We start from the raw sequence: 21,637 nt of genomic DNA on the forward strand, positions 1-21,637 counted from the left end.
CGTGCGTGACCGTTCCGGTATCGGAGGTCCGTGAACTCCGTGGCTGCGGTCGCCATCCCACTCCTCGGCCCCGCCCGGTGTCCCCACATCCATGCCCGGACGCGGCCGATCCACACGTGACAGCCCGACGCCGTTCCCAACGACCCGACGGCGAAGCAGCAGTAGATGGGGAACCTCTCTTGAAGAACGAAACGCTAGAACGCCTGCGCCTTCCGGCGGCCTGGGTCCTGCTTGCAGCCGCGGGCGTGCTCATGCTCTCCGGGCTCATCCAGGTGATCGTCCGGTCCAGCGGCTGGCGCTCGGAGACGTCCTTCGCCACGGCCATGTACGACGCGGGCTCCGCCAACTTCTTCGGTGTGACCATCACGGTCCTGGTCGCCGTCGCGGTGGCCCTCGTGCTGACCGGTGACAGGACCAGGGCGGGTGCCTCCCCGGTCGTGCTGACCGCGATGATCGTCACCGGTGTGGGCCTGCTCTTCTGCCTGATCACGGTGATCTGCGGCTTCATCGACGCGATCAACATCGGCCACGGCTTCGCCCGGATGCTGGGGACCGTCGCCCAGGGCGCGGTGCTCGGCATCTTCGGCTTCGCGGCGCTCAAGGCCTTCAACGACCCGACCCTGGTCCCCAGGGTGGTGCGGCCGCAGAACGCCTACCCGCAGCAGTTCCCGCCCGCCACCGGCGCGCAGCAGTCCTTCGCCCAGCCGGCCTACCCGGGCCAGCCCGCCGACCCGACCCAGGGCGCCGTCCAGCCGTACGGCGCGGACCCCGCGCAGCAGGCCTACGGTCAGCAGTACGGGGCCGACCCGGCCCAGCAGTACGCCGCGGACCCGGCGGTGCAGCAGCAGTACGGGACCGGTGCGCAGCAGGCCTACGGTCAGCAGTACGGGGCCGACCCGGCCCAGCAGTACGCCGCGGACCCGGCGGTGCAGCAGCAGTACGGGACCGGTGCGCAGCAGGCCTACGGTCAGCAGTACGGCACCGACGCCTCCGGGCAGCAGCCCGTCCAGCAGGGCTACGACGCCTCGCAGCAGTACGGCCAGCAGTACGGAGCGGACCCGGCCCAGCAGGCCTACGGCCAGCAGTACGGGACCGACCCCGTGCAGCAGCAGTACGGCACGGGCGCGCAGCAGGCCTACGGTCAGCAGTACGGCACCGACGCCTCCGGGCAGCAGGCCGCCTACGGCCAGCCCGGCGAGTACGCCTACGACCCCTCCCAGTACGCCCCGCAGGGCACCGAGCAGCAGCCCGCCTCCGGTGAGCAGGCCGCCCAGGACGCGATCCAGTACGGCTGGTACCAGGGCGCTGACCAGGGGCAGCAGGCCCAGGACACCCCGGCCGACGGCAAACTTGATCCTTTCTTTAACTCCGGTGAGAACAACGGTAACCAGACGCCCGGCCAGGGCGGGGGATCGTACGGGGGTCAGTACGGAGCGGGCACCGGATACGGCTCTGACCAGCAGGGACAGGGCGGAACCGGTGACCAGCAGGGGTGGTACGGCGGCGAGGACAAGCGCTGACCCGGCTCCCTCGGCCCGTCCTCCCCACCGCCTCGGAAGGTCGTGAATTGCGTGGTAATCCGCAGAACGGACATCACCCGGCTGCCGTTGGCGGTTCGTTACATGATATTCAGTGGATTACCACGCAGGGCGCTTGACTCTCAGCAGGCGACCCACGTGTAATTTCAAGGTGGGATTCCACCCGGCCCGGGGGACGAAAAGGGCCGGGGACATCTATGGGGGGCAACAGGAGGTGCGCATGAGCGAGGTCATCCCGCTGGCGCACGGCTCGGATGAGGATCTGGGCTGGCAGGAGCGTGCCCTGTGCGCGCAGACCGACCCGGAGGCGTTCTTCCCCGAGAAGGGCGGCTCGACCCGGGAAGCCAAGAAGGTCTGCCAGTCGTGCGAGGTACGTGCGGAGTGCCTGGAATACGCGTTGGAGCACGATGAGCGCTTCGGCATCTGGGGGGGACTCTCCGAACGCGAGCGCCGCAGGCTGAAGAAAGCCGCCGGGGGAGATTTCGATTTCCTGGCGGAGATGCTCTAGGGCCGCGTGTGAGACGCGCGTCCGGGCCGTGAGTCCGGGCGCGCGTTTTTCATGTTCGGTCCCTTCCCGGGCGCGCGGCGATTGCGTCCGCGTCGTGGGCGGAGGCGGCAATGCACGGATATATCGGACTCTGTTCGTATGTTTGTTCGAATAAGTGCTCTCCGTCGTGGTGGGAATGTTCCGATATGGCCGACCGCGGCGGGGTGTGACGAATAGGCCCGTAATGGTGCCGAGTGGCGTAGGGTGATGTCCCGCGCGGGCCGTGTCCGGCCCCGACGAGGTCACGAGGGCCGCGGTCGGCCGTGACGTCCCGCGCGCGGACCGCGTCCGGAGCGCGGTCGCGCCCGTCGGCCCCGCCCGGCCGGACCCGCGGACCCGATCGGGGCCGCGCCCCCTCCCGGAGAGAACCCACCACAGCCGTGCCTGACCAGGATTTCGCCCGACACGTCGTCACCGCGGTCATCGTCTCCCACGACGGCGCCCGCTGGCTGCCCGAGACGATGCAGGCGCTGCGCGGCCAGTCCTGGCCCGTGCAGCGGGCCGTCGCCGCCGACACCGGCAGCACCGACGACAGCGCCGAGGTCCTGGCCCGGTTCCTGCCCGCCGACGCCGTCGTGGAGCTGCCCTCCGACACCGGGTACGGCGACGCCGTACGCGCCGCCCTGGAACTGCCGCGCTCCACCAGCGCCGTACGCGGCTTCGACGAGGACGCCACCGAGTGGATCTGGCTGATCCACGACGACCTCACCCCGGACCGCGACGCCCTCGCCCACCTGCTGGACGCCGCCGACCAGGACCCCCGAGCCGCCGTCCTGGGCCCCAAACTGCGCGACTGGTTCGACCGCCGCCTCCTGGTGGAGACGGGCGTGACCATCGACGGCGCGGGCCGCCGTGAGACCGGCCTGGAACAGCGCGAGTTCGACCACGGCCAGCACGACGGCACACGCCAGGTCCTGGCGGTCTCCAGCGCGGGCATGCTCGTGCGCCGCGACGTGTGGGACCGCCTCGGCGGCTTCGACCCCTCCCTGCCGCTGTTCCGCGACGACATCGACTTCTGCTGGCGGGTGGGCGGCGCCGGACTGCGCGCCGTGCTCGTCACCGACGCTGTCGCCTACCACGCCGAGGCCTCCGCCCGGCGCCGCCGACCCATCTCCGCCACCCGCAACCACCCGCGCCGCGTGGACCGCCGCCACGCCGTCTTCGTGCTGCTTGCCAACCTGCCCGTGGGCGGCATGGTGGCCGCGCTGCTGCGCAACTCCGTGGCCTCGCTGCTGCGCGTCGCGGGGTACCTGCTCATCAAGCAGCCCGCCAACGCCCTGGACGAGGCCGCCGCGATCACCCTGGTCTACCTGCGGCCGCTCCGGCTGATGCGCGCCCGCTTCCGGCGCCGCCGCGACCGCCGCCGCACCTACAGCGCCATCCGGCCCTTCCTGGCGCGCGGCGTGGCCATGCGCCAGGTCCACGACGTGCTCACCGGAATCCTGTCCGGGGAACCCGTGCGCAACACCCCCGGCCGCCACCAGGCCGTCACCGCGCCGCCCGCCGCCGAGGACGAGGACGAGATCCCCACGGACACCGTCGGCTTCGTGCGCAGCGTGCTCCTGCGGCCCGGGGCGCTGATGGTCCTGGCCCTGGCCGCGGTGGCACTGGTCGCCGAGCGCTCCCTGCTCCTGGGCGGCCTCCTGGCGGGCGGCGCCCTGCCCCCGGTCGCGGGCGGCGCGGGCGACCTGTGGAACCTGTACCTGTCCGGCAGCCCGGACAGCGGGCTCGGCGCGGGCGACCCCGTCCCGCCCTACGTCGGACTGCTCGCCCTTCTGTCCACGCTCACCCTGGGCAAGCCCTGGCTGGCCGTCACGATCGTCCTGCTGGGCTGCGTGCCCCTGTCCGGACTGACCGCCTACCTGCTCGCCCGCGAGGTGCTGGGCTTTCGCCCCGCACGCCTGTGGATGGCCGCGTCCTACGCGCTGCTGCCGGTGGCCACGGGCGCGGTCGCCCAGGGCCGACTGGGCACCGCCCTGGTCCACGTCCTGCTGCCGGTGCTGGGACTGCTGCTGGTGCGGCTGGTGTCGATGCCGCCCAAGCCCTCGCGCCGCGCGGCCTGGGGGGTGGGCCTGGTCCTGGCGGTCGCCACCGCGTTCGTGCCGATGGTGTGGCTCCTGTCGCTGGTCACCGGCGTGCTGGTGGCCGTCGCCTTCGGCCACCTGGGCCGCCGGATCTACGTCAGCGTCGCCCTGGGCCTGGCCGTCCCGCTCGTGCTGCTGATGCCGTGGACGCTCGAACTGCTCCTGCATCCCAGCCTGTGGCTGCTGGAGGCGGGGCTGCACCGCCCCGAGCTGTCGGCGCCGGGCGCCACCCCGCAGGAGTTGCTCATGCTCTCGCCGGGCGGTCCCGGGACGCCGCCGTTCTGGGTCACGGCCGGGTTCGCCGTGGCCGCGCTGTGCTCCCTCCTGCTGCTCCGCAACCGGATGCTGGCCGCGGCGGGGTGGTCGCTCGCCCTGTTCGGAATCCTCCTGGCCATCCTGACCAGCCGAGTGGTCGTCGAGCCCTACTACGGCGGCCCCCCGGCGCCGGTCTGGCCCGGGGCGGCCCTCGCCTTCGCCGCCACGGCGGTGCTGCTGTCGGCGGCGACCGCCGCCCGCTCCTTCGGTGACATGGTGCGCCTGGGCGGACCGAGGCGGGTCTTCGCCCTCGCCGTGGGACTGATCGCCCTGGCGACCCCCGTCTGCGCCGCGGGCGTGTGGATGTGGGAGGGGGTGCGGGGACCGGTCACCGCGCACGCCGAACCCGTCGTCCCCGGCGCGCTGGTCGGAGCAGGGACCGTCGAGGGCGGCGGGTCCGACGGTGCGCAGACCCGGCCGCGCACCCTCGTGGTCACCGCCGACGGCGAGGGCGGCGTGGACTACCTGGTCGTGCGCGGACGCGAACCCCGGCTGGGCGAGGAGCAGCTCGTGCCCGAGCGCGGGGTCCGCGAGGTGATGGACCGGGCCGTGGCCGAACTCACCGTGGGCCAGGGCGGAGACCAGATGTACACCCTGGCCGACCTCGGCATCCAGTACGTGCTCTACCCGCGCCCGCAGATCAGCGGGCCCGCCGACGTCACCATGGTCGACACACTGGACGGCACACCGGGGCTGGAGCGGCAGTCGCTGTCGCGGCACTACGCGCTCTGGCGGCTGGCCGCCCCCACCGGCGCGCTGCGGGTGGTCTCCGAGGACGGCGTCGGAGCCGAGGTCCTCGCGGTGCGCGGGGACGCGGACGAGGTGAGCGCCCCGGTCCCCGACGGCGGTACCGGACGGCTGCTCGCCCTGGCCGAGGCCGCCGACGGCGGCTGGCGCGCCAGCCTGGACGGCGTCGAACTGGACCCCGTCACCACCCGGAGCGGAACCCAGGCCTGGGAGCTGCCAGTGGAGGGCGGCGGACTGCGCGTCTGGCACACCGACTACGTCCACGCGGCCTGGCTGCTCACGCAGGGGGTCCTGCTCGCGGCGGTCGCCGTCCTGGCCGCGCCGGGTGTGCGGACCGAGGAGGAGGTGCGGTTGATCGAGGCCACTCCCACCCCCCGCCCGCGGCGGCCGGAGCGGCTGCGGCGTTCGGGGAGGTCCCGGGCGTCCTCGCGCCGGGGCGCACGCGCCCGGCCCGGCGGAGAGGGCCCCGGCGGCCGCGCGGACGGGGACGCCGCGGCGGGCACGCCGGAGGGCGGCGTCCCACCCGGCTCCGCGTCCGGGGAGGACACCGGCGCGCTGCCCGCCCTGCGGGGCGGGGGCCGCCGCAGGGGCACCCGGGGCGTGCGCAGGGGGGAGCGGCGCCGTGGCCGGTGACCGGGGCAGGAGAACGCGCCGGGCGGCGGCGGACGGGGGCACCGGGACGGCCGGGCACGCCGGGCGCGCGGTACCGAACGGGAGGAGCAGGCGGTGCGACTGATCGTGGAGAACCGGTTCGCGCTGTTCGGGCTGGTCTCGCTGGCCCTGGCCGCGCTGTTCGGCGTCGCGTTCGCGACCGGACCGATCACCGCGGAGCTGGGCGTCACCGAGCCCGGGACCGTGCGGCCCGACCACGCGGTGCGGGTGTGCCCCGCCCCGCACGAGTCGGGGGACAGCTCCGTGGCCGCGTTCGCGCCGAGGGTGAGCCGCGACGACGAGGGCGAGCTGTGGGCCGAGACGGTCCCGGCGGCCACCGGGGACGAAGGGGACGGCGCGGGGAGCGGCGATGAAGGCGGGGAGTCCGAGGACACCGGGGGCGGCGAGGCCGGTGGAACCGGCGGGGACGGCACCCGGGGCCGCGCCGTCGGCGAGGAGCTGACCGAGCCCGGCCGCGTCTGGAACACCGACACCGCCGGAGCCGGCGCCCCCACCGCCGTCCGCGCGCAGGGCTCCCTTGCCTCCGGACTCGACGCCGCCCAGACCACCATCTCCGACGGCTCGGCCACCGAGGTCCGCTGCCTCGAACCCTCCGTCGGGACCTGGTTCGCCCTCCCCGGCGGCGACGGCATCGAGGGCATGCGGCTCGACGCGCTCACCGTGCACCTGGCCAACCCCGAGGACTCCCGGGCCACGGTCAGCGTGGACGTCTACACCGAGGGCGGCCCCTCCTACTCCGAGGAGAGCAGGGGCATCGCCCTCCCCGCGGGGGCGGCGGCCGAACTGGACCTGACCGACCTGGTCGGCGGAACCAGCGCCGTCGGGGTCCACGTGCGCACCAGCACGGGGCGGGTCGCGGCCTCCCTGCTCGCCGAGCACTCCTCCGGCGCCGCCGACTGGGTCCCGCCCACGGCCGCGCCCGCGCGCGAGCACGTGGTCCCCGGCGTCCCCGGCGGCGACGGCCGTCGCCGCCTGCACGTGGCCGCGCCGGGCGACGAGCCCGTCCAGGTGCGCGTGCACACCGTCACCCCGGCCCCGCGGGACGGGACGGAGGAGGCGCCGCAGGACGACGGGGAGGGACGCGGAACCGGGACCGCCGACGACCCGCTGACCTTCAGCGTGCCCCCGGCCGCCTCCGCCTGGCTCAGCCTGGAGACCGTTCTGGCCGGGGAGCCCGGCGCTGTCGTGGTGGAGGCGGACGCACCCGTGGTCGCCGGTGTCGCCGCCGAGGCGGTCACCGGTGAGGGGGACGACGTCGAGGTGGTCGAGGCGGCCTACACCTCCGCGGTGCCGCCGCTCGGCTTCCCGCTGGACACCACCGCGGTCCTGCCCGACGTCCCCGCGGACGCCGACACCGAGCTGCTCCTGACCGCGGTCGGGGGCGACGCCACGCTCATGGCCACCCCCATCGGCGCCGACGCGACCCAGGGGGACGCCGTGCGCGTGCGGGTCGCCGCGGGGACCACCACCGTGTTCGGCGGGGACGACGGCTGGCGGGCGCCCGCGGGCACCGAGCCCGAGGACGGCTACGCTGTCCGTCTGGAGGTCCTGGACGGCTCCGAGCCCGTCCACGTCGCCCGCGTGCTGCGCGGCCGCGGAGACGGCCTGGGCGTGCTGCCGCTGACGCCCGCGCCGGTGCGGACCGAACTGCCGGTGGTACGCGACAGCATGGTGGGGGTCGTCCCCTAGCAGCGCCGGCCGGGGGCCGACGCGCCGCGGGCCGCTCAGCCCTCGGGGTCCACCGACTCCGGTTCCACGCCGAGCAGGTTGGCGACCTCCTCGACGACCGTCTCGTGGACCAGGAGGGCCATCTCCTCCGGATCCTTCGTCCGGATCTCCACCGGACGCCGGTACACCACGATCCTGGCCCGGCCGGAGGGATCGGTCTCCAGGCGGGAGAAGGGGATCGCCTCGGTCAGGGGGCCGCGGGGTTCCACCGGGGGGACGTCCTCCACGAGGAAGTCGACATTGGCCAGCTCCCGCGCCCACAGGCGTTCGAGGCGTTCGACGGCGTCCAGGACAAGGTCGTCGAAGGCCTGCGCTCGGCTACGGAAAACCGGCAGGTCAGAGGGCACGAGAGGACCGCGGATGCCTCGGCCGCGGCGGTCCCGGCGCCGCACTCGGTCTGGTTGGCCACTGGAAAGGCGCACTCGTCGCACACTTCGAGACTAAGCCATCACGGGCCCCGCGCGTAGTCCCTCCCGAGGCGAAAGCGCTCACGCGCCCGGGGATCGGGCCGCCGGACGGCGGCGGGGGAGGGGCCGGAGGAGGTGCGCCGACCCCCGGGAGGGCTTCGGGGGGCGGCGCGCGGAGGCCGCCGACGAGCGCGAACGGGCCAGCTCATGGAACGATGCTGGCGTGTCCCTCAGTAAAGGCATACAGTCGAACGCTGTGAGCCCTGTTCGACGCTGCTCCCGTACCGCCTGCAGACAGCCTGCCGTCTTCACGCTCACGTACGTCTACGCGGACTCGACGGCCGTCCTCGGCCCGCTCGCCGCCTACGTGGAACCGCACTGCTACGACCTCTGCGCCGTGCACGCCGACCGGCTGACGGCACCGCGCGGCTGGGAGGTCGTCCGACTCCCGGTCGAGACGTCCGGCGGCGGCCCGGGCAGCGACGACCTGGAGGCCCTCGCCGACGCCGTACGTGAGGCGGCCCGCCCGCCTGCCCGCAAGGACCCATCCGACGAGATCGGTGAGGGGACCGAGACGCTGCGCCGGGGGCACCTGCGCGTGGTCAGATCCGATCCGGGGCGCGGCGAACAGCAGCCCCCCCGGCACTCCGGCGGGTAGACGGCGCCGCCCCAGCCGCGGCGGGGAGCCGGCCCGGGCCCGAACCGGCGGTGGTGCGGGGGTCCGCGGGGACGCCTTGCTAGTTTTGTACCGCGCGCGGCCCGGCCGCGCGGGACCGAACCCAAGCAGGACCGACCTGGCCGGAGAAGACGTGGCTGACCTCGCAAGCATCTTCAAGGCATACGACGTGCGGGGCGTGATCCCCGACACCTTCGACGCCGACACCGCCCGGGCGATCGGAGCCGCCTTCGCCCGCGTGGTCGGCGGGGAGGCCGTGGTGGTCGCCCACGACATGCGCCCCTCCTCGCCCGAGCTGGCCACCGCCTTCGCCGAGGGCGTCACCGGCCAGGGCCTGGACGTGGTCTTCGCCGGGCTCGGCTCCACCGACCTCCTCTACTACGGCTCGGGCCGCCTGGACATGCCCGGCGCCATGTTCACCGCCAGCCACAACCCCGCCGAGTACAACGGCATCAAGATGTGCCGGGCCGGGGCCGCGCCCATCAGCGGCGAGACCGGCCTGGACGACATCCGCCGCCTGGCCGAGGAGATCCTGGAGGGGGGAGCGCCCGCCCACGACGGCCCCGCGGGGACGGTCACCCACCGCGACCTGCTGGCCGGATACGCCGACTACCTGCGCGAACTGGTCGACCTCTCGGGCATCCGCCCGCTCAGGGTCGCGGTGGACGCGGGCAACGGCATGGGCGGCCACACGGTCCCCGCCGTCCTGGAGGGCCTGCCGCTGGAGGTCGTCCCCCTCTACTTCGAGCTGGACGGCACCTTCCCCAACCACCCGGCCAACCCCCTGGACCCCGACAACCTGGTGGACCTCCAGGCCAAGGTCCGCGAGACCGGAGCCGACATCGGCCTGGCCTTCGACGGCGACGCCGACCGCTGCTTCGTCGTGGACGAGAACGGCGACGCCGTCCCGCCCTCGGCCGTCACCGCCCTGGTTGCCGCCCAGGAACTGGAGCGCGAGCCGGGCGCCACGATCATCCACAACCTCATCACCTCCCAGGCCGTCCCCGAGATCGTCCGCGAGAACGGCGGCGAGCCCGTCCGCACCCGGGTCGGGCACTCCTTCATCAAGGCCACCATGGCCGAGACGGGCGCGATCTTCGGCGGGGAGCACTCCGCCCACTACTACTTCCGCGACTTCTGGCGCGCCGACACCGGTATGCTCGCCGCGATGCACGTCCTGCGGGTGCTGGGCAACGAAGACCGCCCCCTCTCCCGGATCGCCGAGGCCTACTCGCGCTACGCCGGGTCCGGCGAGGTCAACTCCAAGGTCGCCGACGCCCCCGGGCGGATGGCCGCGGTACGCGAGGCCTTCGCCGGGCGGGACGGCGTCACCGTCGACGAACTCGACGGCCTGACCGTCTCCCTCCCCGACGGATCGTGGTTCAACGTGCGCGCCTCCAACACCGAACCGCTGCTGCGGCTCAACGTCGAGGCCCCCGACGAGGCGTCCATGGCCGGTCTGCGCGACGAGGTCCTGGCCATCGTCCGCGCCTGACCAGGCATCATGGGGGCAGAGGGACACCCCATTGCAGAGGAACGAGGACATGAGCACGAAGATCGACGGCTGGCTGCTGGAGATCCTGGCCTGCCCGCAGAGCCAGGCCCCGCTGCGCCACGACCCCGAGACCGACGAGCTGGTCTGCGACGAGAGCGGCCTGGCCTACCCCATCCGGGACGGCATCCCGGTCCTGCTGGTCGACGAGGCGCGAAAAATCGGGTGAGACCGGGAACGCCCCGGGCGTTCCAGCAGTCATAACGGTTGCGCCGGGGTAACGGGGCACGACGGGACGCACCACCGCGTTCCCCGCAACCCGTACCCTGGTGCTGCGCGCCCCCTCACCCCTATCTCCCGGAGGACACCGATGCCCGGTCCCGAACCGCTACTGCCGAGCGACCCCTCCTCGTTCGGCGAGTACAGCGTGACAGGGCGGCTGGGCAAGGGCGGCCAGGGAATCGTCTACCTCGCCGAGGACTCCGGCGGCGAGCAGTACGCGGTCAAGGTCCTCAACGACCAGTGGTCGCGCGACAGCGACCTGCGCAGGCGGTTCGAGAAGGAGGTCCGGGCGGCCCAGAAGGTCGCCTCCTTCTGCACCGCCGCGATCATCGAGGCCCGGCTCGACGGCGACCCGCCCTACGTGGTCAGCGAGTTCGTGCCGGGCAAGGACCTCCAGGAGACCATCGCCAAGGGCACCACCCAGAAGGGCTCCACCCTCCAGCGGCTCGCCATCACCACCGCCACCGCCCTGGTCGCCATCCACAAGGCGGGCATCGTCCACCGCGACTTCAAGCCCGGCAACGTGCTGATCGGCCCGGACGGTCCCCGCGTCATCGACTTCGGCATCGCCCGGATCGACGACGGCACCGCCACCATGACCAACTCGATCGTCGGTACGCCCTCCTACATGGCGCCCGAGCAGATCGAGGGCCGCGGCATCACCGACAAGTGCGACATCTTCGCCTGGGGCTGCGTCATCGCCTTCGCCTCCACCGGACGGGCGCCGTTCGGCTCCGACACCGTCCCGGCGGTCGTCCACCGCGTGGTCAGCGCGCCCCCGGACCTGACCGACATGGACGAGGCCCTGCGCCCCATCGTCGAGTCCTGCCTGGACAAGAACCCGGACAACCGGCCCAACGCCCAGACGCTCCTCATGCGCCTGCTGGGCCACGAGGGCCCCGAGGCCTCCGGCCCCTCCACCGACGACGCCGTCAAACAGGGCGAGCAGATCGCCCAGACCGGCCTGTTCACCGGCGCCCAGACGCCCTACCGGCCGCACACCGGGCCGCAGCAGCCGCACACGGGTCCCCAGCAGCCGCACAGCGGCCCGCAGGCGGGCGCCGCCGGGTACGCGCAGCCCGGCGCCGCCAACCCCCGTCCGGGTATGCCGGGGCACCCCATGGGCTCCGACCCCCGCCACGGCTTCGTCCACCCCGGCACATCCAACCCCAGGCCCGGGGTCCCCGGCCACCCGGGCACTTCCAACCCCCGCCCGGGCGCCCCCGCCTACCCGCCCCCGCCGCCCGGCATGCCCCACGGCCTGCACGCGGGCGGCAACCCCATGCTCACGGGCATGAACCCCAACCAGACCTACGCCCGCCCCGGGGCGCAGCAGCCCATGCCGCGCCCCGTCGAGCAGAACTCGGTGCTCCAGCAGAGCTGGGTGATCCCGGCGGTGCTCATCACCATCGTCATCCTGCTGCTGATCCTGCTCCTGCTGGCCATCAGCGGCTGACCGCCGGGCCGCCGGCGGCACCGACCGCTCACACGCGGGTGAGCTCGTTCATGGCCCGGGACACGGCCTCGTCCACGAGGTCGCGCACCTGGGGCCAGCGGTCGTCCACGCAGTCCGTGGGCATCACGATCACACTGTCGGTGCCGGACATGCCCAGCGCGTCGCGCTCCCCCTCCGGGGTGGTCAGGCGCGCGTCCGCGGTGACCGCGAGCACCCCCGTCCGGGGGCGGCCCACCTCCTGGACCACCACGAACAGCGACAGGGACGCCCCGCCCACCGTCAGCTCCAGCGCCGTCCACCAGTGCGGGGCCCCCGGCGTGAGCAGGTTGCGCACCACCGCCTCCGAGGCCGTCCCGGGCTCGGAGTCGTCCGAACCGCCCGAGTACACCGACGTGCGCGCCCCGGGGTCCAGCGCCCGCAGGATCATGGCCAGCGAGCTGCGGCGCGAGCGCACGTAGTCCAGGACGCGGCGGCGCGTCACCGCCGCCAGCGGCGTCACGGGGGAGCGGGGTTCGGGGACGTGGTCGGGGGTCCAGCTCAGCTCGTCGAGCAGCGTGCCGGTCACCAGGCGCGCGAAGTGGCGGACCATCCCGGCCAGGCGCTCGTCGGCGTCGTGTCCGCTCCACGGCGGCGCCAGGGGGTCGGGCAGCAGCGGCGGGAAGTCCGCCCGCCGCAGCACCAGGGACGCCAGCAGCCACGGCAGCGCCCACGCGTGCGTGCCCTCGGGGCGCTCGGGATCCAGCTCGGCCAGCACCGCCACGCCCTCGGCGTAGGTCTGGGCGGCGCGCACCACCGGATGGGCGGGCACCGAGGCGGCCCGCGCCAGCCGCAGCGCCTGCTCGGAGTCCACGGGGTGCTGGGGGGAGCGCGCGGGGCAGTCCTCGGGCAGGTTCCTGGCGCGCTCGGCCAGCTCCAGGACGAACGCGGCGGTGAACTGGCGCCCGGAGGCCCCGTCCGCCGCGGCGGAGACCACCAGCTCCTCCAGGGCGGGCCCGCCGCCCAGCGCCCGCACCCGGCGGCCGGTCAGCTCGCGCCGGGCCGCGTCCCGGGCCTGCCGGGGCTGACTCTGCCGGTGCTGGGCCCAGATGGCCCGCAGCCGGTCGACGTCCATGAGTTCCTCGCGCACCAGGGCCGGCACCCGGTCCAGGTCCGCACCGCAACGTAGGGTATCCACGTGTCTTCCGTAGCCAGTGGGCAGTTGGCCAAAACCTGTCGCGGGCCCCGACCTGTGGCCGCTACCGGACGCGTCGGAGCGTAAACCGGGGGTGTTCAGGGGCGGCGGCCGTGCAGCAGCCGCATCGCCTTCTGCTTCTCGAAGTCCAGTGCGCGGGCGGGCGCCGCGGCGAGCCTGCCCAGCCGCTCCCCGTGCGCGCGCACCCGCGCCAGCACCTCGGGCTCGGCCAGCACCCGCAGGGCGAAGGCCAGCGCGGCGGGCGGGATGTCGAACTCGCGCTCCAGCTCCAGGCCCACCGCGATCGTGCGCAGGTCCTCCTCGGTGAACCGGCGGTGCCGGTGCCCGCGCCCGGTGGGCTGCTCCTGGGTGCGGGGCAGCAGGCCCAGGCCCTCGCGGTAGCGCAGCATCCGCGCGGTGGTGCCCACGCGTTCGGCGGCCGCGGAGATGGGCACGGGGCCGCGCGGCCGGAGGTCGGCGGGGGTCGGATCGTCGTCGAGGGCGGCCATGCACGCGACCTTAGGGCATATGCCGCGGACACACACCCCGCTGCGCGGCGTACCCGGCACAACTCTCGCTGAGTTCCCATCAGTCGACAGCCAGCCCCGGGCCGACTCCCTCTTCGGCCTTGCGAGAGCCGCACCGGGTACTCCCGCCCGTCGCCCCCCACCACCCTCAACCGACGCGCTCCGCGCGCAGTGCCCCCTCGCGACGGGCAACGTTGACGGCACGCGCCCCAACCGAACCTCCCCACCGAAGCGCGCGAACCTGACAGTGAAATGTCAATTTCGCACGGCAGTCCCGGTCGCGGCCCTAGAATCGAGTGCGCCACGACCATCACGAGTGAGGAACGCATGGCTTTCGACTTCAAGGTCGCCGATCTCTCCCTGGCCGCCTTCGGACGCGACGAGATCCGGCTCGCCGAGCACGAGATGCCCGGCCTCATGGCCACCCGCGCCGAGTACGGGGAGAGCAAGCCCCTCCGGGGCGCGCGCATCATGGGCTCGCTGCACATGACCGTCCAGACCGCGGTCCTCATCGAGACCCTGGTCGCCCTGGGCGCCGAGGTGCGCTGGGTCAGCTGCAACATCTTCTCCACCCAGGACCACGCCGCCGCAGCGGTCGTCGTCGGCCCCGACGGCACCGCCGAGGACCCCAAGGGCGTCCCGGTCTTCGCCTGGAAGGGCGAGACCCTGGAGGAGTACTGGTGGTGCACCGAGCAGGCGCTGACCTGGCCGGGCGCCGAGGGCCCCAACATGATCCTGGACGACGGCGGCGACGCCACCATGCTCGTCCACAAGGGTGCCGAGTACGAGAAGGCGGGCGCGGTCCCCGACCCCGACAGCGCCGACAGCGAGGAGATGGGCGTCGTGCTGCGCCTGCTCAGCGCCAGCCTGGAGCGCGACGCCACCAAGTGGACCCGGATCGCCGAGCGGATCCAGGGCGTCACCGAGGAGACCACCACCGGTGTCCTGCGCCTGTACGAGATGCGCCGCGAGGGCACCCTGGCCTTCCCCGCGATCAACGTCAACGACTCGGTCACCAAGAGCAAGTTCGACAACAAGTACGGCATCCGCCACTCGCTGCCGGACGGCATCATGCGCGCCACCGACGTGCTCATCGGCGGCAAGGTCGCCGTGGTGTGCGGTTACGGCGACGTCGGCAAGGGCGCGGCCGAGGCCCTGCGAGGCCAGGGCGCCCGTGTGATCGTCACCGAGATCGACCCCATCAACGCCCTCCAGGCGGCCATGGACGGCTACCAGGTCACGCTCCTGGAGGACGTCCTGGAGACCGGTGACATCTTCATCACCACCACCGGCAACTTCAACGTGATCATGGCCGACCAGATCACCCGCATGAAGCACCAGGCGATCGTCGGCAACGTCGGCCACTTCGACAACGAGATCGACATGGCGGGCCTGGCCAGGGTCCCCGGCGTCGTCAAGAAGGAGATCAAGCCGCAGGTCCACGAGTGGACCTTCCCCGACGGCAAGTCCGTCCTGGTGCTCTCCGAGGGCCGCCTGCTCAACCTGGGCAACGCCACCGGCCACCCCAGCTTCGTGATGTCCAACAGCTTCACCAACCAGGTCATCGCGCAGATCGAGCTGTTCACCAAGCCCGACGAGTACCCGACCGACGTCTACACGCTGCCCAAGATCCTCGACGAGAAGGTCGCCCGGCTGCACCTGGACGCGCTCGGCGTCAAGCTGACCCAGCTCACCAAGGAGCAGGCCGCCTACATCGGCGTGGACGTCGCGGGCCCCTTCAAGCCCGACCACTACCGCTACTAGGCAGCGTTTACCCGGGGCTCCGCTCCGCTTCGCCCGCCACCACCCCCAACGGACGGCCTGCGGCCGGAGCCCCTTCCCTGTTCGGGCGCCCGGAGAACAGGAACCCTCGGCGCCTAAGGCGGGTTCGCCCGTTCCTCACGAACCCGCCTCCGGCACCTCCGGAACCCGGTGGGCGCCCGAACGCAACCCCCAGGGTCGAGCCGACCGAGAGAGCAGGAGCCGGGCAGCACATGACACTCCCCTCCCACCAGGTGGCGGACCTCGGCCTCTCCGGGGCCGGGGTCCGCCGCGTGGACTGGGCCGAGCGCTCCATGCCGGTGCTGCGCAGCGTGCGCGAGCGCTTCGCCGCCGAACGCCCCCTGGACGGCCTGCGCGTGGCGGCGTGCCTGCACGTGACCGCCGAGACCGCCAACCTGCTGCGGGCCCTGCGCGCGGGCGGCGCGAGCGTGTGGCTGGCGGCGTCCAACCCGTTGTCCACACAGGACGACACCGCCGCCGCCCTGGTCACCGAGTACGGGGTTTCGGTCCACGCCTGGGCCGGAATGGACCCGGCGGCCTATGACCGGAACCTGGTCACGGTCCTGGAATCGCGGCCGCACCTGCTGCTCGACGACGGGTGCGACCTGGTCAACACGGCCCACCTGGCCCGCCCCGACCTCCTCGACGGCGTGCTGGGCGGCTGCGAGCAGACCACCACCGGCGTGATCCGGCTGCGCCGGATGAGCGCCGAGGGCGAACTGCGGCTGCCCATGGTCGCCGTCAACGACACCGCGACCAAGCGCATGTTCGACAACCGTTACGGCACCGGCCAGTCCACCATCGACGGCATCCTGCGGGCCACCAACGCGCTGCTCGCCGGGCGCACGGTCGTGGTCGCCGGGTTCGGCTACTGCGGTCGCGGCCTGGCCGAGCGCGCCCGCGGCATGGGCGCCCGCGTGGTCGTCACCGAGGTCGACCCGGTCAAGGCCCTGGACGCGGTCATGCAGGGCTACACCGTCACCACCATGGAGGAGGCGGCCCCCGCCGGGGACGTGTTCGTCACCGTCACCGGCAACCGCGACGTGGTCCGCGCCGAGCACCTGGACCTGATGAAGGACGGCGCGATCCTGGCCAACTCCGGCCACTTCGACCTGGAGATCGACCTGAACGCCCTGGAGGGCCGGGCCGTGGAGGTCAACCGGGGCGTGCGCGAGCAGGCCGACGAGTACGTGCTGGCCGACGGGCGCCGCCTGCTCCTGCTGTCCGAGGGGCGCCTGGTCAACCTCGGCGCCGCCGAGGGGCACCCGGCCGCCGTGATGGACCTGTCCTTCGCCGTGCAGGCCCTGACCACGGCCTGGCTGGCCCGCAACGCCTCCGGCATGGAGCCGGGCGTGGTGGAGGTGCCCGCCGAAACCGACACCGAGGTGGCCCGGCTCGAACTGGCCGCTCTGGGGGTGCGCATCGACGCGCTCACCCCCGGGCAGGAGGCCTACCTGCGCTCCTGGCACGCTTGACGGGCGGTCCCGCGCACGACCGGCCGCCTTGCGCTCAGCTCGGTCGCGGCGACCGCCGCCGGGGCGGGAACCGGCTCACCCCGTTCCCGGAGCACCTCCGGACACCCGCTGACCGCCTCGCCCATCTCCTCCAGGGCATCGGCTCGGGTCCGTCCCAAAGCCGCACGACCGGGCAGGCCGGGGGACCACGCTCCGTATCCGCCGTCCCCGGCCCGCTCGATGACGACCGCGAACGTGCTCACCGCTACCTCCATGCGATAGCCGCCTGCTCCAGGACGCTTCACCGATCCTGTCCGTGGTTCACCGGGAGGAGTGCGGGCCGTACCACTGCTGCTGGGGGCCGCCCTGCGGGTACCCGGGCTGGGCGCGCTGGACGGCCGCCTCGTGGCGGCGCCGGCGCTCGGCGAGCACCGCGGCCAGGAAGTAGGGCGGTGTGGTCCCCGGCGGCGGGGGCGGGCTGATCTGCGCGGCCACCGTGTCGGCCAGCCGGACGCCCATCTCGTGGCGGGTGTGCTCGGCCAGCTCCCCGTAGCGGAGCACGTACTGGCGCGCCGCCGCCGCGGTCTCCGGGGACAGCCGCGACAGCTCGGTCCCGGACGCCCAGGCCGCCAGGTGCGGGGGCATCGGGACGACCTCCTCGCGCGGCCTGCCGCCGCGCTCCTCCACCACCATCGTCCCGGCCACGAAGTCGCCCACGCGGCGGCCGTCGCGGTTGATCATGGACGTGATCAGCGCGACCACACCGCTCGTCAGCCAGACCTCCACGAACGCGGCCAGCGCCCGGCCCAGCGCCTGACGGAACCGCTCGGGGGAGCCGTCGGTGCCGACCACGCGCAGGCCCAGGGCCATCTTGCCCAGGGAACGCCCCCGGGAGACGGTCTCGAAGACGGCCGGGTAGCCGACCAGGATCAGGATCACGCTCGACAGCGACACGGCCGCGGTGATCGCGGGGTCCAAGTCCCTGCCGATCCAGGTGACCAGGACGCTCAGCGCGATCAGGGCGATGACCTGGACCAGGGCGTCGATGGCCAGAGCCGCGGCCCTGGTGGCGAAACCGGCCGGACGCAGGTCCAGGACCACGGCGTCACCCGTGACCAGAGGTGTCACGCCGTACACGTCGGCGCGGGCGTCGCCGTTGCCGGGATAGGACACCAGCACTCGCTCCCTCGGGGCTGTCTGAAACCGTCGTCCCGACATTACCCGGCACACGGGAGGGCTGTTCGCAGCGGAGTCGGGAGCGCGCACCGGACGGGCGGGACCGGTAGGCCCGCGAACCGGCGCCGGAACCTGGCCGAGCGCGAAACGGATAGGGTTCCTTGCGTGGATATCGACGTGTTCGCCGCGGCACACGCCCCGGAGTGGGAACGGCTGGACCGACTGGTGCGCGGGCGCCGCTCGCTGGACGGTGAGGAGATCGACGAACTCGTCGAGCTCTACCAGCGGGTTTCCACCCACCTGTCGGTGGTGCGCTCCTCCGGGCAGGACCCGGCGCTGGTGGGCAGGCTGTCCGCGCTGGTGGCCCGGGCCCGCTCCGCGGTGACCGGCGCGCACGCCTCCGCGTGGCGCGACGTCGGCGGGTTCTTCACCCGCGTCTTCCCGGCGGTCCTGTACCGGCTGCGGTGGTGGTGGATCGGTACCAGCGCGGGCATGGTCGCGATCGCGGCTGTCACCGCCCTGTGGATCGTGTCCGAGCCCGACGTGCTGCACGCCCTGGGTACGCCGGACTTCATGGCCCAGTACGTCGACCACGACTTCGCGAACTACTACATGGAGAACCCCCGGGGCTCTTTCGCCGCCCAGGTGTGGACCAACAACGCGTGGGTGTCGGCGCAGGCCATCATCTACGGCGTGGCCCTGGGGCTGCCGACCCTGGCTGTGCTGCTGATGAACGCGGTGAACGTGGGCGTCGCCGCGGGGATCATGCTCGCCCACGGCCAGGGCGACGTGTTCTTCGGTCTGCTGCTGCCGCACGGGCTGCTGGAGCTGACCGCCGTCTTCGTCGCGGGCGGGGTGGGCCTCAAGCTGGGGTGGACGATCATCGCGCCCGGCGACCGCACCCGCATGCGCGCCCTGGGGGAGGAGGGGCGCGCCGCCATCGCGGTGGCCCTGGGACTGGTGGCGGTGCTGTTCGTCTCCGGGATCATCGAGGGCGTGGTGACCGGCAACGCCGCGGCCGGGGTCATCCCGATCCCGGTGGCGCTGGGCATCGGCGTGCTGGCGGAGGCGCTGTTCCTGGTCTACGTGTTCACGGTGGGGAAGAAGGCCTACCAGGAGGGCGAGACCGGAGACCTGGAGAACGCCCCCGCCGCCGTCCCGGTGGCCTGAGGGCCTGTCCCCGCGAGCGCGGAGGGCCGAGGACCGGGGGCGTGGCCGCCTGCGGTCACCGGCTGTTCCGGTGGGCGGTGCGGTGCCATCATCCGGGATATGGAGATCGAATCCCCGCGTTGGTTCAAGAGCAGTCACAGCGCTGCTGAGACGTGCTGTTTAGAGGTCACCGTCAGCACCGCCGAAGTTCGAGTTCGTGACTCGCGACGCCCGGAGGGCCCTATCGAGTTCGCGGCGCCGGAATGGATGGCTTTCTTGGTTACGACGACCCGCAGTTGAGAATGCCCGTCACGAGGATGCTTCCCCTCGTTCGATCATTTCCTTGGCCTCTGTGATGCGTTGCTCGATCATGGCCACCTGCGGGTGTTCCTGTCCCAGTTGCATGATCCAGACCCGTAGGACCTCGGTGAATCCTCTGAGAGCTGCGGTGGCGTCACCCTTTTCCTGGGCGGCTCTGGCCACATAGAAAGCGGCGTCAGCCGTCATGTGGTGGTCGGCGCCCAGGACACGTCGCCGTACTGCGTGAACACGCCGGAACCCGACCTCAGCCGTGGCGGGGTCACCCTGGCGCATGGTCGCGTACGCCCTGTTCTGCAAGGCGAGCAGAGCCAGGGGGTCCTCCTCCCCTGCAACGCGTACCCGTGTCTCCCCGACTTCCTCCAAAGTGGCCGCTGCCTCGCTCCAACGCTCCTGCCTGAGTGCGATCAGGCCCAGTTGGTAGAGGGAATCCAGGGTTTCGACGTGCTCGTGTCCCAGAGCCCTGCTCCTGTCCTCGTGCAGAGCGCGGAAAGCTTCGTCCGCCTCCTCCACCCGGCCCTGGTACAGCCGGGACTCGGCGAGGTAGTGCTTGGCCGAGAACACAGCGCGGTCGTACCGGCCGAACTGCTTCTCGGCGAACGCCATCAGGGCGGAGAGGGTTTCTTCGGCCTCCTCAAAGGCACCGAGGCGGAGCAGCGCTCGGGCAGCCGCCACAAGAGAAACGAATGCCTTTCGATGAACGGCTGTTGTGGCCACCGCCAGTTTCCCCACGGTCACCGTGGCCGCGCCCTCGTCGTGGGAGTGCAGACGTTTACGCAGCCGGACGATCTCGTAGAGGACCCTGAGTTCGAACCGGAGGTCCCGGTCGCGGTTCCAGGCCAGCAGCCGCTCCGCCTCGTCCACCAGCCCCAGGTCCGCCTCTGTGAACCCCGCGCGCACGGTCTCCGACACCAGCGGGTGCAGCCGCAGCGCGGCCTCCCCCCGCGGTGAGACGACCGAGACCAGCCCGTGCACCACCAGCGCGTTGACCGCCCTGGCCAGGTCCGCGTCGGTCGGGGAGCCCAGCACCCCGCCGTCCAGCTCCGACAGCGGCAGCCTGCGCAGCGGAACCTCACCGGCGTCGGGACCCAGCACCGCCAACAGCTTCAACAGCGGCGCCGCCCTGGGTTCGCGCTCCTCCACCAGACGCAGGGACAGCTCCCACACCCCCGACAGCAGCCCCCGCTCCGCTCCGACGCCTCCGACCAGGGGCGCAGCCAGTTCGTCCAGGGCCCCGACGCCCTCGCCGAGGCGCGCCAACAGCGCGTGCGCGTCCGGGAACAGCACCCGGTGCGTGGCCAGGATCCGCCCGGCCAGCGACAGCGCCAGCGGCACCCCGCCCAACCTCCGGGCCAGCTCCTCCGCGCCCGCGAGCCCGGACGCACCGCCCGCCCCCGCGTGGTCGGCCAGCGCCTCGGACGCCGCCGATCCCCCCAGCTCCCCGATCCGGTGCACCCGCGCGGGCGCCCACTGCGCGGGGTCGTCCACCCGGCTGGTCACCAGCACGAACCCGCCCGGACTCGCCCGCATCCACCCCAGCTGGTCACCGGGCCGGTTCTCCGGGTCCAGCTCCTCGGGCCGGTCGGCGTTGTCGATCACCAGCAGCCACGGCCGCGCCGCCGCGTCCAGGTGCCGCCACACCCACCGGGCCGCCTGGCGCCGCGCCCCCTTCACCCGTTCGGCCTCCTGCCGGGAGCCGCCCACCTCCACGGCGGCCTCGACCATGCTCGACGCCACGCTCCCGGGCCGCACCCAGAAAACCGTCCACCCGTCGCGCCGCGCACGCTCGGCCAGCGCCGCCGCCACCGTGGTCTTGCCGAACCCGCCCGGCCCGGTCAGCACGTGCGGAACCGGCGCACCGGCCTCCATCGCCCCGCCGAGGGCCTCCAGGAGCTCCCCACGTCCCCGTACGGCCGTCGCCGGACGCGGCGGGTCCAGGGACACGTCGGCGAGCGGCGGCGGCGCGGGAGCGGGCGCGTGGAGGGTCACGCCGCCGTGGATGTCGCGCACCTGGAGCAGTTGGCCGTGGACGGCGCCGGTGGAGGCGTTGTCATGGGCTTCGGGGGGAGGGACCATGCCCTCCATACTGCACGTCCGGGCGCCGCCCCGTCCGGGC

General features: G+C 73.2%; 18 protein-coding genes. 12 read left to right on the top strand and 6 right to left on the bottom strand.

The window, feature by feature from the left end; genetic code table 11:
- Nucleotides 1-179: 179 nt before the first annotated feature.
- The 4 genes from KGD83_RS06380 to KGD83_RS06395 all read left to right on the top strand — a co-directional run bounded on the left by KGD83_RS06380 (nucleotide 180) and on the right by KGD83_RS06395 (nucleotide 7,592).
- Nucleotides 180-1,520, top strand: coding sequence for a hypothetical protein (locus KGD83_RS06380; RefSeq protein ID WP_212642961.1), 1,341 nt, complete (start codon nucleotides 180-182; stop codon nucleotides 1,518-1,520).
- A 238-nt stretch (nucleotides 1,521-1,758) separates the two neighbouring features.
- On the top strand, nucleotides 1,759-2,046 hold the full coding sequence (locus KGD83_RS06385; RefSeq protein ID WP_013154770.1) for a WhiB family transcriptional regulator: 288 nt from the start codon (nucleotides 1,759-1,761) through the stop codon (nucleotides 2,044-2,046).
- Between the two features lie 419 nt (nucleotides 2,047-2,465).
- Nucleotides 2,466-5,864, top strand: coding sequence for a glycosyltransferase family 2 protein (locus KGD83_RS06390; protein WP_212642962.1), 3,399 nt, complete (start codon nucleotides 2,466-2,468; stop codon nucleotides 5,862-5,864).
- Nucleotides 5,865-5,957: 93 nt separating this feature from the next.
- Nucleotides 5,958-7,592 (top strand): DUF5719 family protein, encoded by a 1,635-nt coding sequence (locus KGD83_RS06395; protein WP_212642963.1) that lies wholly within the window; start codon nucleotides 5,958-5,960, stop codon nucleotides 7,590-7,592.
- A gap of 35 nt (nucleotides 7,593-7,627) precedes the next feature.
- On the opposite strand, the gene KGD83_RS06400 is transcribed toward KGD83_RS06395, so the two are convergent.
- Complete coding sequence (locus KGD83_RS06400; protein WP_013154767.1) at nucleotides 7,628-8,023, bottom strand: metallopeptidase family protein; 396 nt, start codon at nucleotides 8,021-8,023, stop codon at nucleotides 7,628-7,630.
- Nucleotides 8,024-8,294: 271 nt separating this feature from the next.
- On the opposite strand from KGD83_RS06400, the gene KGD83_RS06405 reads away from it, so the two are divergent.
- The 4 genes from KGD83_RS06405 (at nucleotide 8,295) to KGD83_RS06420 (ending at nucleotide 11,944) form a co-directional block, all read left to right on the top strand.
- Nucleotides 8,295-8,696 (top strand): DUF3499 domain-containing protein, encoded by a 402-nt coding sequence (locus tag KGD83_RS06405; RefSeq protein WP_150252010.1) that lies wholly within the window; start codon nucleotides 8,295-8,297, stop codon nucleotides 8,694-8,696.
- Nucleotides 8,697-8,847: 151 nt separating this feature from the next.
- Entirely contained in the window at nucleotides 8,848-10,209 is a 1,362-nt protein-coding gene (locus KGD83_RS06410) for a phosphomannomutase/phosphoglucomutase (protein WP_212642964.1), read from the top strand.
- Nucleotides 10,210-10,258: 49 nt separating this feature from the next.
- The gene (locus KGD83_RS06415) at nucleotides 10,259-10,435 is read left to right on the top strand and encodes a Trm112 family protein (protein WP_013154764.1); all 177 of its coding nucleotides are present in this window, start codon (nucleotides 10,259-10,261) and stop codon (nucleotides 10,433-10,435) included.
- Between the two features lie 141 nt (nucleotides 10,436-10,576).
- A complete protein-coding gene (locus KGD83_RS06420) occupies nucleotides 10,577-11,944 on the top strand; it encodes a serine/threonine-protein kinase (RefSeq protein WP_212642965.1) in 1,368 nt (455 codons plus the stop codon).
- 28 nt (nucleotides 11,945-11,972) lie between these two features.
- Here KGD83_RS06420 and KGD83_RS06425 read toward each other — a convergent pair whose 3' ends face one another.
- Nucleotides 11,973-13,118 (bottom strand): hypothetical protein, encoded by a 1,146-nt coding sequence (locus KGD83_RS06425; protein ID WP_212642966.1) that lies wholly within the window; start codon nucleotides 13,116-13,118, stop codon nucleotides 11,973-11,975.
- A gap of 95 nt (nucleotides 13,119-13,213) precedes the next feature.
- On the bottom strand, nucleotides 13,214-13,624 hold the full coding sequence (locus tag KGD83_RS06430) for a MerR family transcriptional regulator (protein WP_212642967.1): 411 nt from the start codon (nucleotides 13,622-13,624) through the stop codon (nucleotides 13,214-13,216).
- Between the two features lie 345 nt (nucleotides 13,625-13,969).
- Here KGD83_RS06430 and ahcY (KGD83_RS06435) point away from each other — a divergent pair, with 345 nt between their 5' ends.
- Together ahcY (KGD83_RS06435) and ahcY (KGD83_RS06440) are read left to right on the top strand one after the other, a co-directional pair.
- Nucleotides 13,970-15,406, top strand: a complete 1,437-nt coding sequence (gene ahcY / locus KGD83_RS06435) for an adenosylhomocysteinase (protein WP_212642968.1) — start codon at nucleotides 13,970-13,972, stop codon at nucleotides 15,404-15,406.
- Between the two features lie 230 nt (nucleotides 15,407-15,636).
- Complete coding sequence (gene ahcY, locus KGD83_RS06440; protein WP_212642969.1) at nucleotides 15,637-16,899, top strand: adenosylhomocysteinase; 1,263 nt, start codon at nucleotides 15,637-15,639, stop codon at nucleotides 16,897-16,899.
- Here ahcY (KGD83_RS06440) and KGD83_RS06445 read toward each other — a convergent pair.
- Both KGD83_RS06445 and KGD83_RS06450 read right to left on the bottom strand, forming a co-directional pair.
- The gene (locus KGD83_RS06445) at nucleotides 16,875-17,141 is read right to left on the bottom strand and encodes a type II toxin-antitoxin system HicB family antitoxin (protein ID WP_212642970.1); all 267 of its coding nucleotides are present in this window, start codon (nucleotides 17,139-17,141) and stop codon (nucleotides 16,875-16,877) included. The genes ahcY (KGD83_RS06440) and KGD83_RS06445 overlap by 25 nt on opposite strands.
- A gap of 58 nt (nucleotides 17,142-17,199) precedes the next feature.
- The gene (locus KGD83_RS06450; RefSeq protein ID WP_212642971.1) at nucleotides 17,200-18,057 is read right to left on the bottom strand and encodes an RDD family protein; all 858 of its coding nucleotides are present in this window, start codon (nucleotides 18,055-18,057) and stop codon (nucleotides 17,200-17,202) included.
- A 162-nt stretch (nucleotides 18,058-18,219) separates the two neighbouring features.
- Between KGD83_RS06450 and KGD83_RS06455 the strand changes: the two genes are divergently transcribed.
- Both KGD83_RS06455 and KGD83_RS06460 read left to right on the top strand, forming a co-directional pair.
- Nucleotides 18,220-19,224: a stage II sporulation protein M gene (locus KGD83_RS06455; RefSeq protein ID WP_212642972.1), complete on the top strand. Its 1,005-nt coding sequence runs from the start codon at nucleotides 18,220-18,222 to the stop codon at nucleotides 19,222-19,224.
- Nucleotides 19,225-19,323: 99 nt separating this feature from the next.
- Entirely contained in the window at nucleotides 19,324-19,503 is a 180-nt protein-coding gene (locus tag KGD83_RS06460) for a DUF397 domain-containing protein (protein ID WP_212642973.1), read from the top strand.
- 9 nt (nucleotides 19,504-19,512) lie between these two features.
- Here KGD83_RS06460 and KGD83_RS06465 read toward each other — a convergent pair whose 3' ends face one another.
- Complete coding sequence (locus tag KGD83_RS06465; RefSeq protein ID WP_212642974.1) at nucleotides 19,513-21,606, bottom strand: tetratricopeptide repeat protein; 2,094 nt, start codon at nucleotides 21,604-21,606, stop codon at nucleotides 19,513-19,515.
- Between the last annotated feature and the right edge of the window lie 31 nt (nucleotides 21,607-21,637).

This window comes from Nocardiopsis akebiae (assembly GCF_018316795.1).
Classification (GTDB): domain Bacteria; phylum Actinomycetota; class Actinomycetes; order Streptosporangiales; family Streptosporangiaceae; genus Nocardiopsis; species Nocardiopsis dassonvillei.

Bases quoted from the DNA above. Each gene is read 5' to 3' on its own strand.
- KGD83_RS06465 (WP_212642974.1), bottom strand. From the start codon at position 21,606: ATGGAGGGCATGGTCCCTCCCCCCGAAGCCCATGACAACGCCTCCACC.
- ahcY (WP_212642969.1), top strand. From the start codon at position 15,637: ATGACACTCCCCTCCCACCAGGTGGCGGACCTCGGCCTCTCCGGGGCC.
- KGD83_RS06430 (WP_212642967.1), bottom strand. From the start codon at position 13,624: ATGGCCGCCCTCGACGACGATCCGACCCCCGCCGACCTCCGGCCGCGC.
- KGD83_RS06420 (WP_212642965.1), top strand. From the start codon at position 10,577: ATGCCCGGTCCCGAACCGCTACTGCCGAGCGACCCCTCCTCGTTCGGC.
- KGD83_RS06385 (WP_013154770.1), top strand. From the start codon at position 1,759: ATGAGCGAGGTCATCCCGCTGGCGCACGGCTCGGATGAGGATCTGGGC.
- KGD83_RS06415 (WP_013154764.1), top strand. From the start codon at position 10,259: ATGAGCACGAAGATCGACGGCTGGCTGCTGGAGATCCTGGCCTGCCCG.
- ahcY (WP_212642968.1), top strand. From the start codon at position 13,970: ATGGCTTTCGACTTCAAGGTCGCCGATCTCTCCCTGGCCGCCTTCGGA.
- KGD83_RS06460 (WP_212642973.1), top strand. From the start codon at position 19,324: ATGGAGATCGAATCCCCGCGTTGGTTCAAGAGCAGTCACAGCGCTGCT.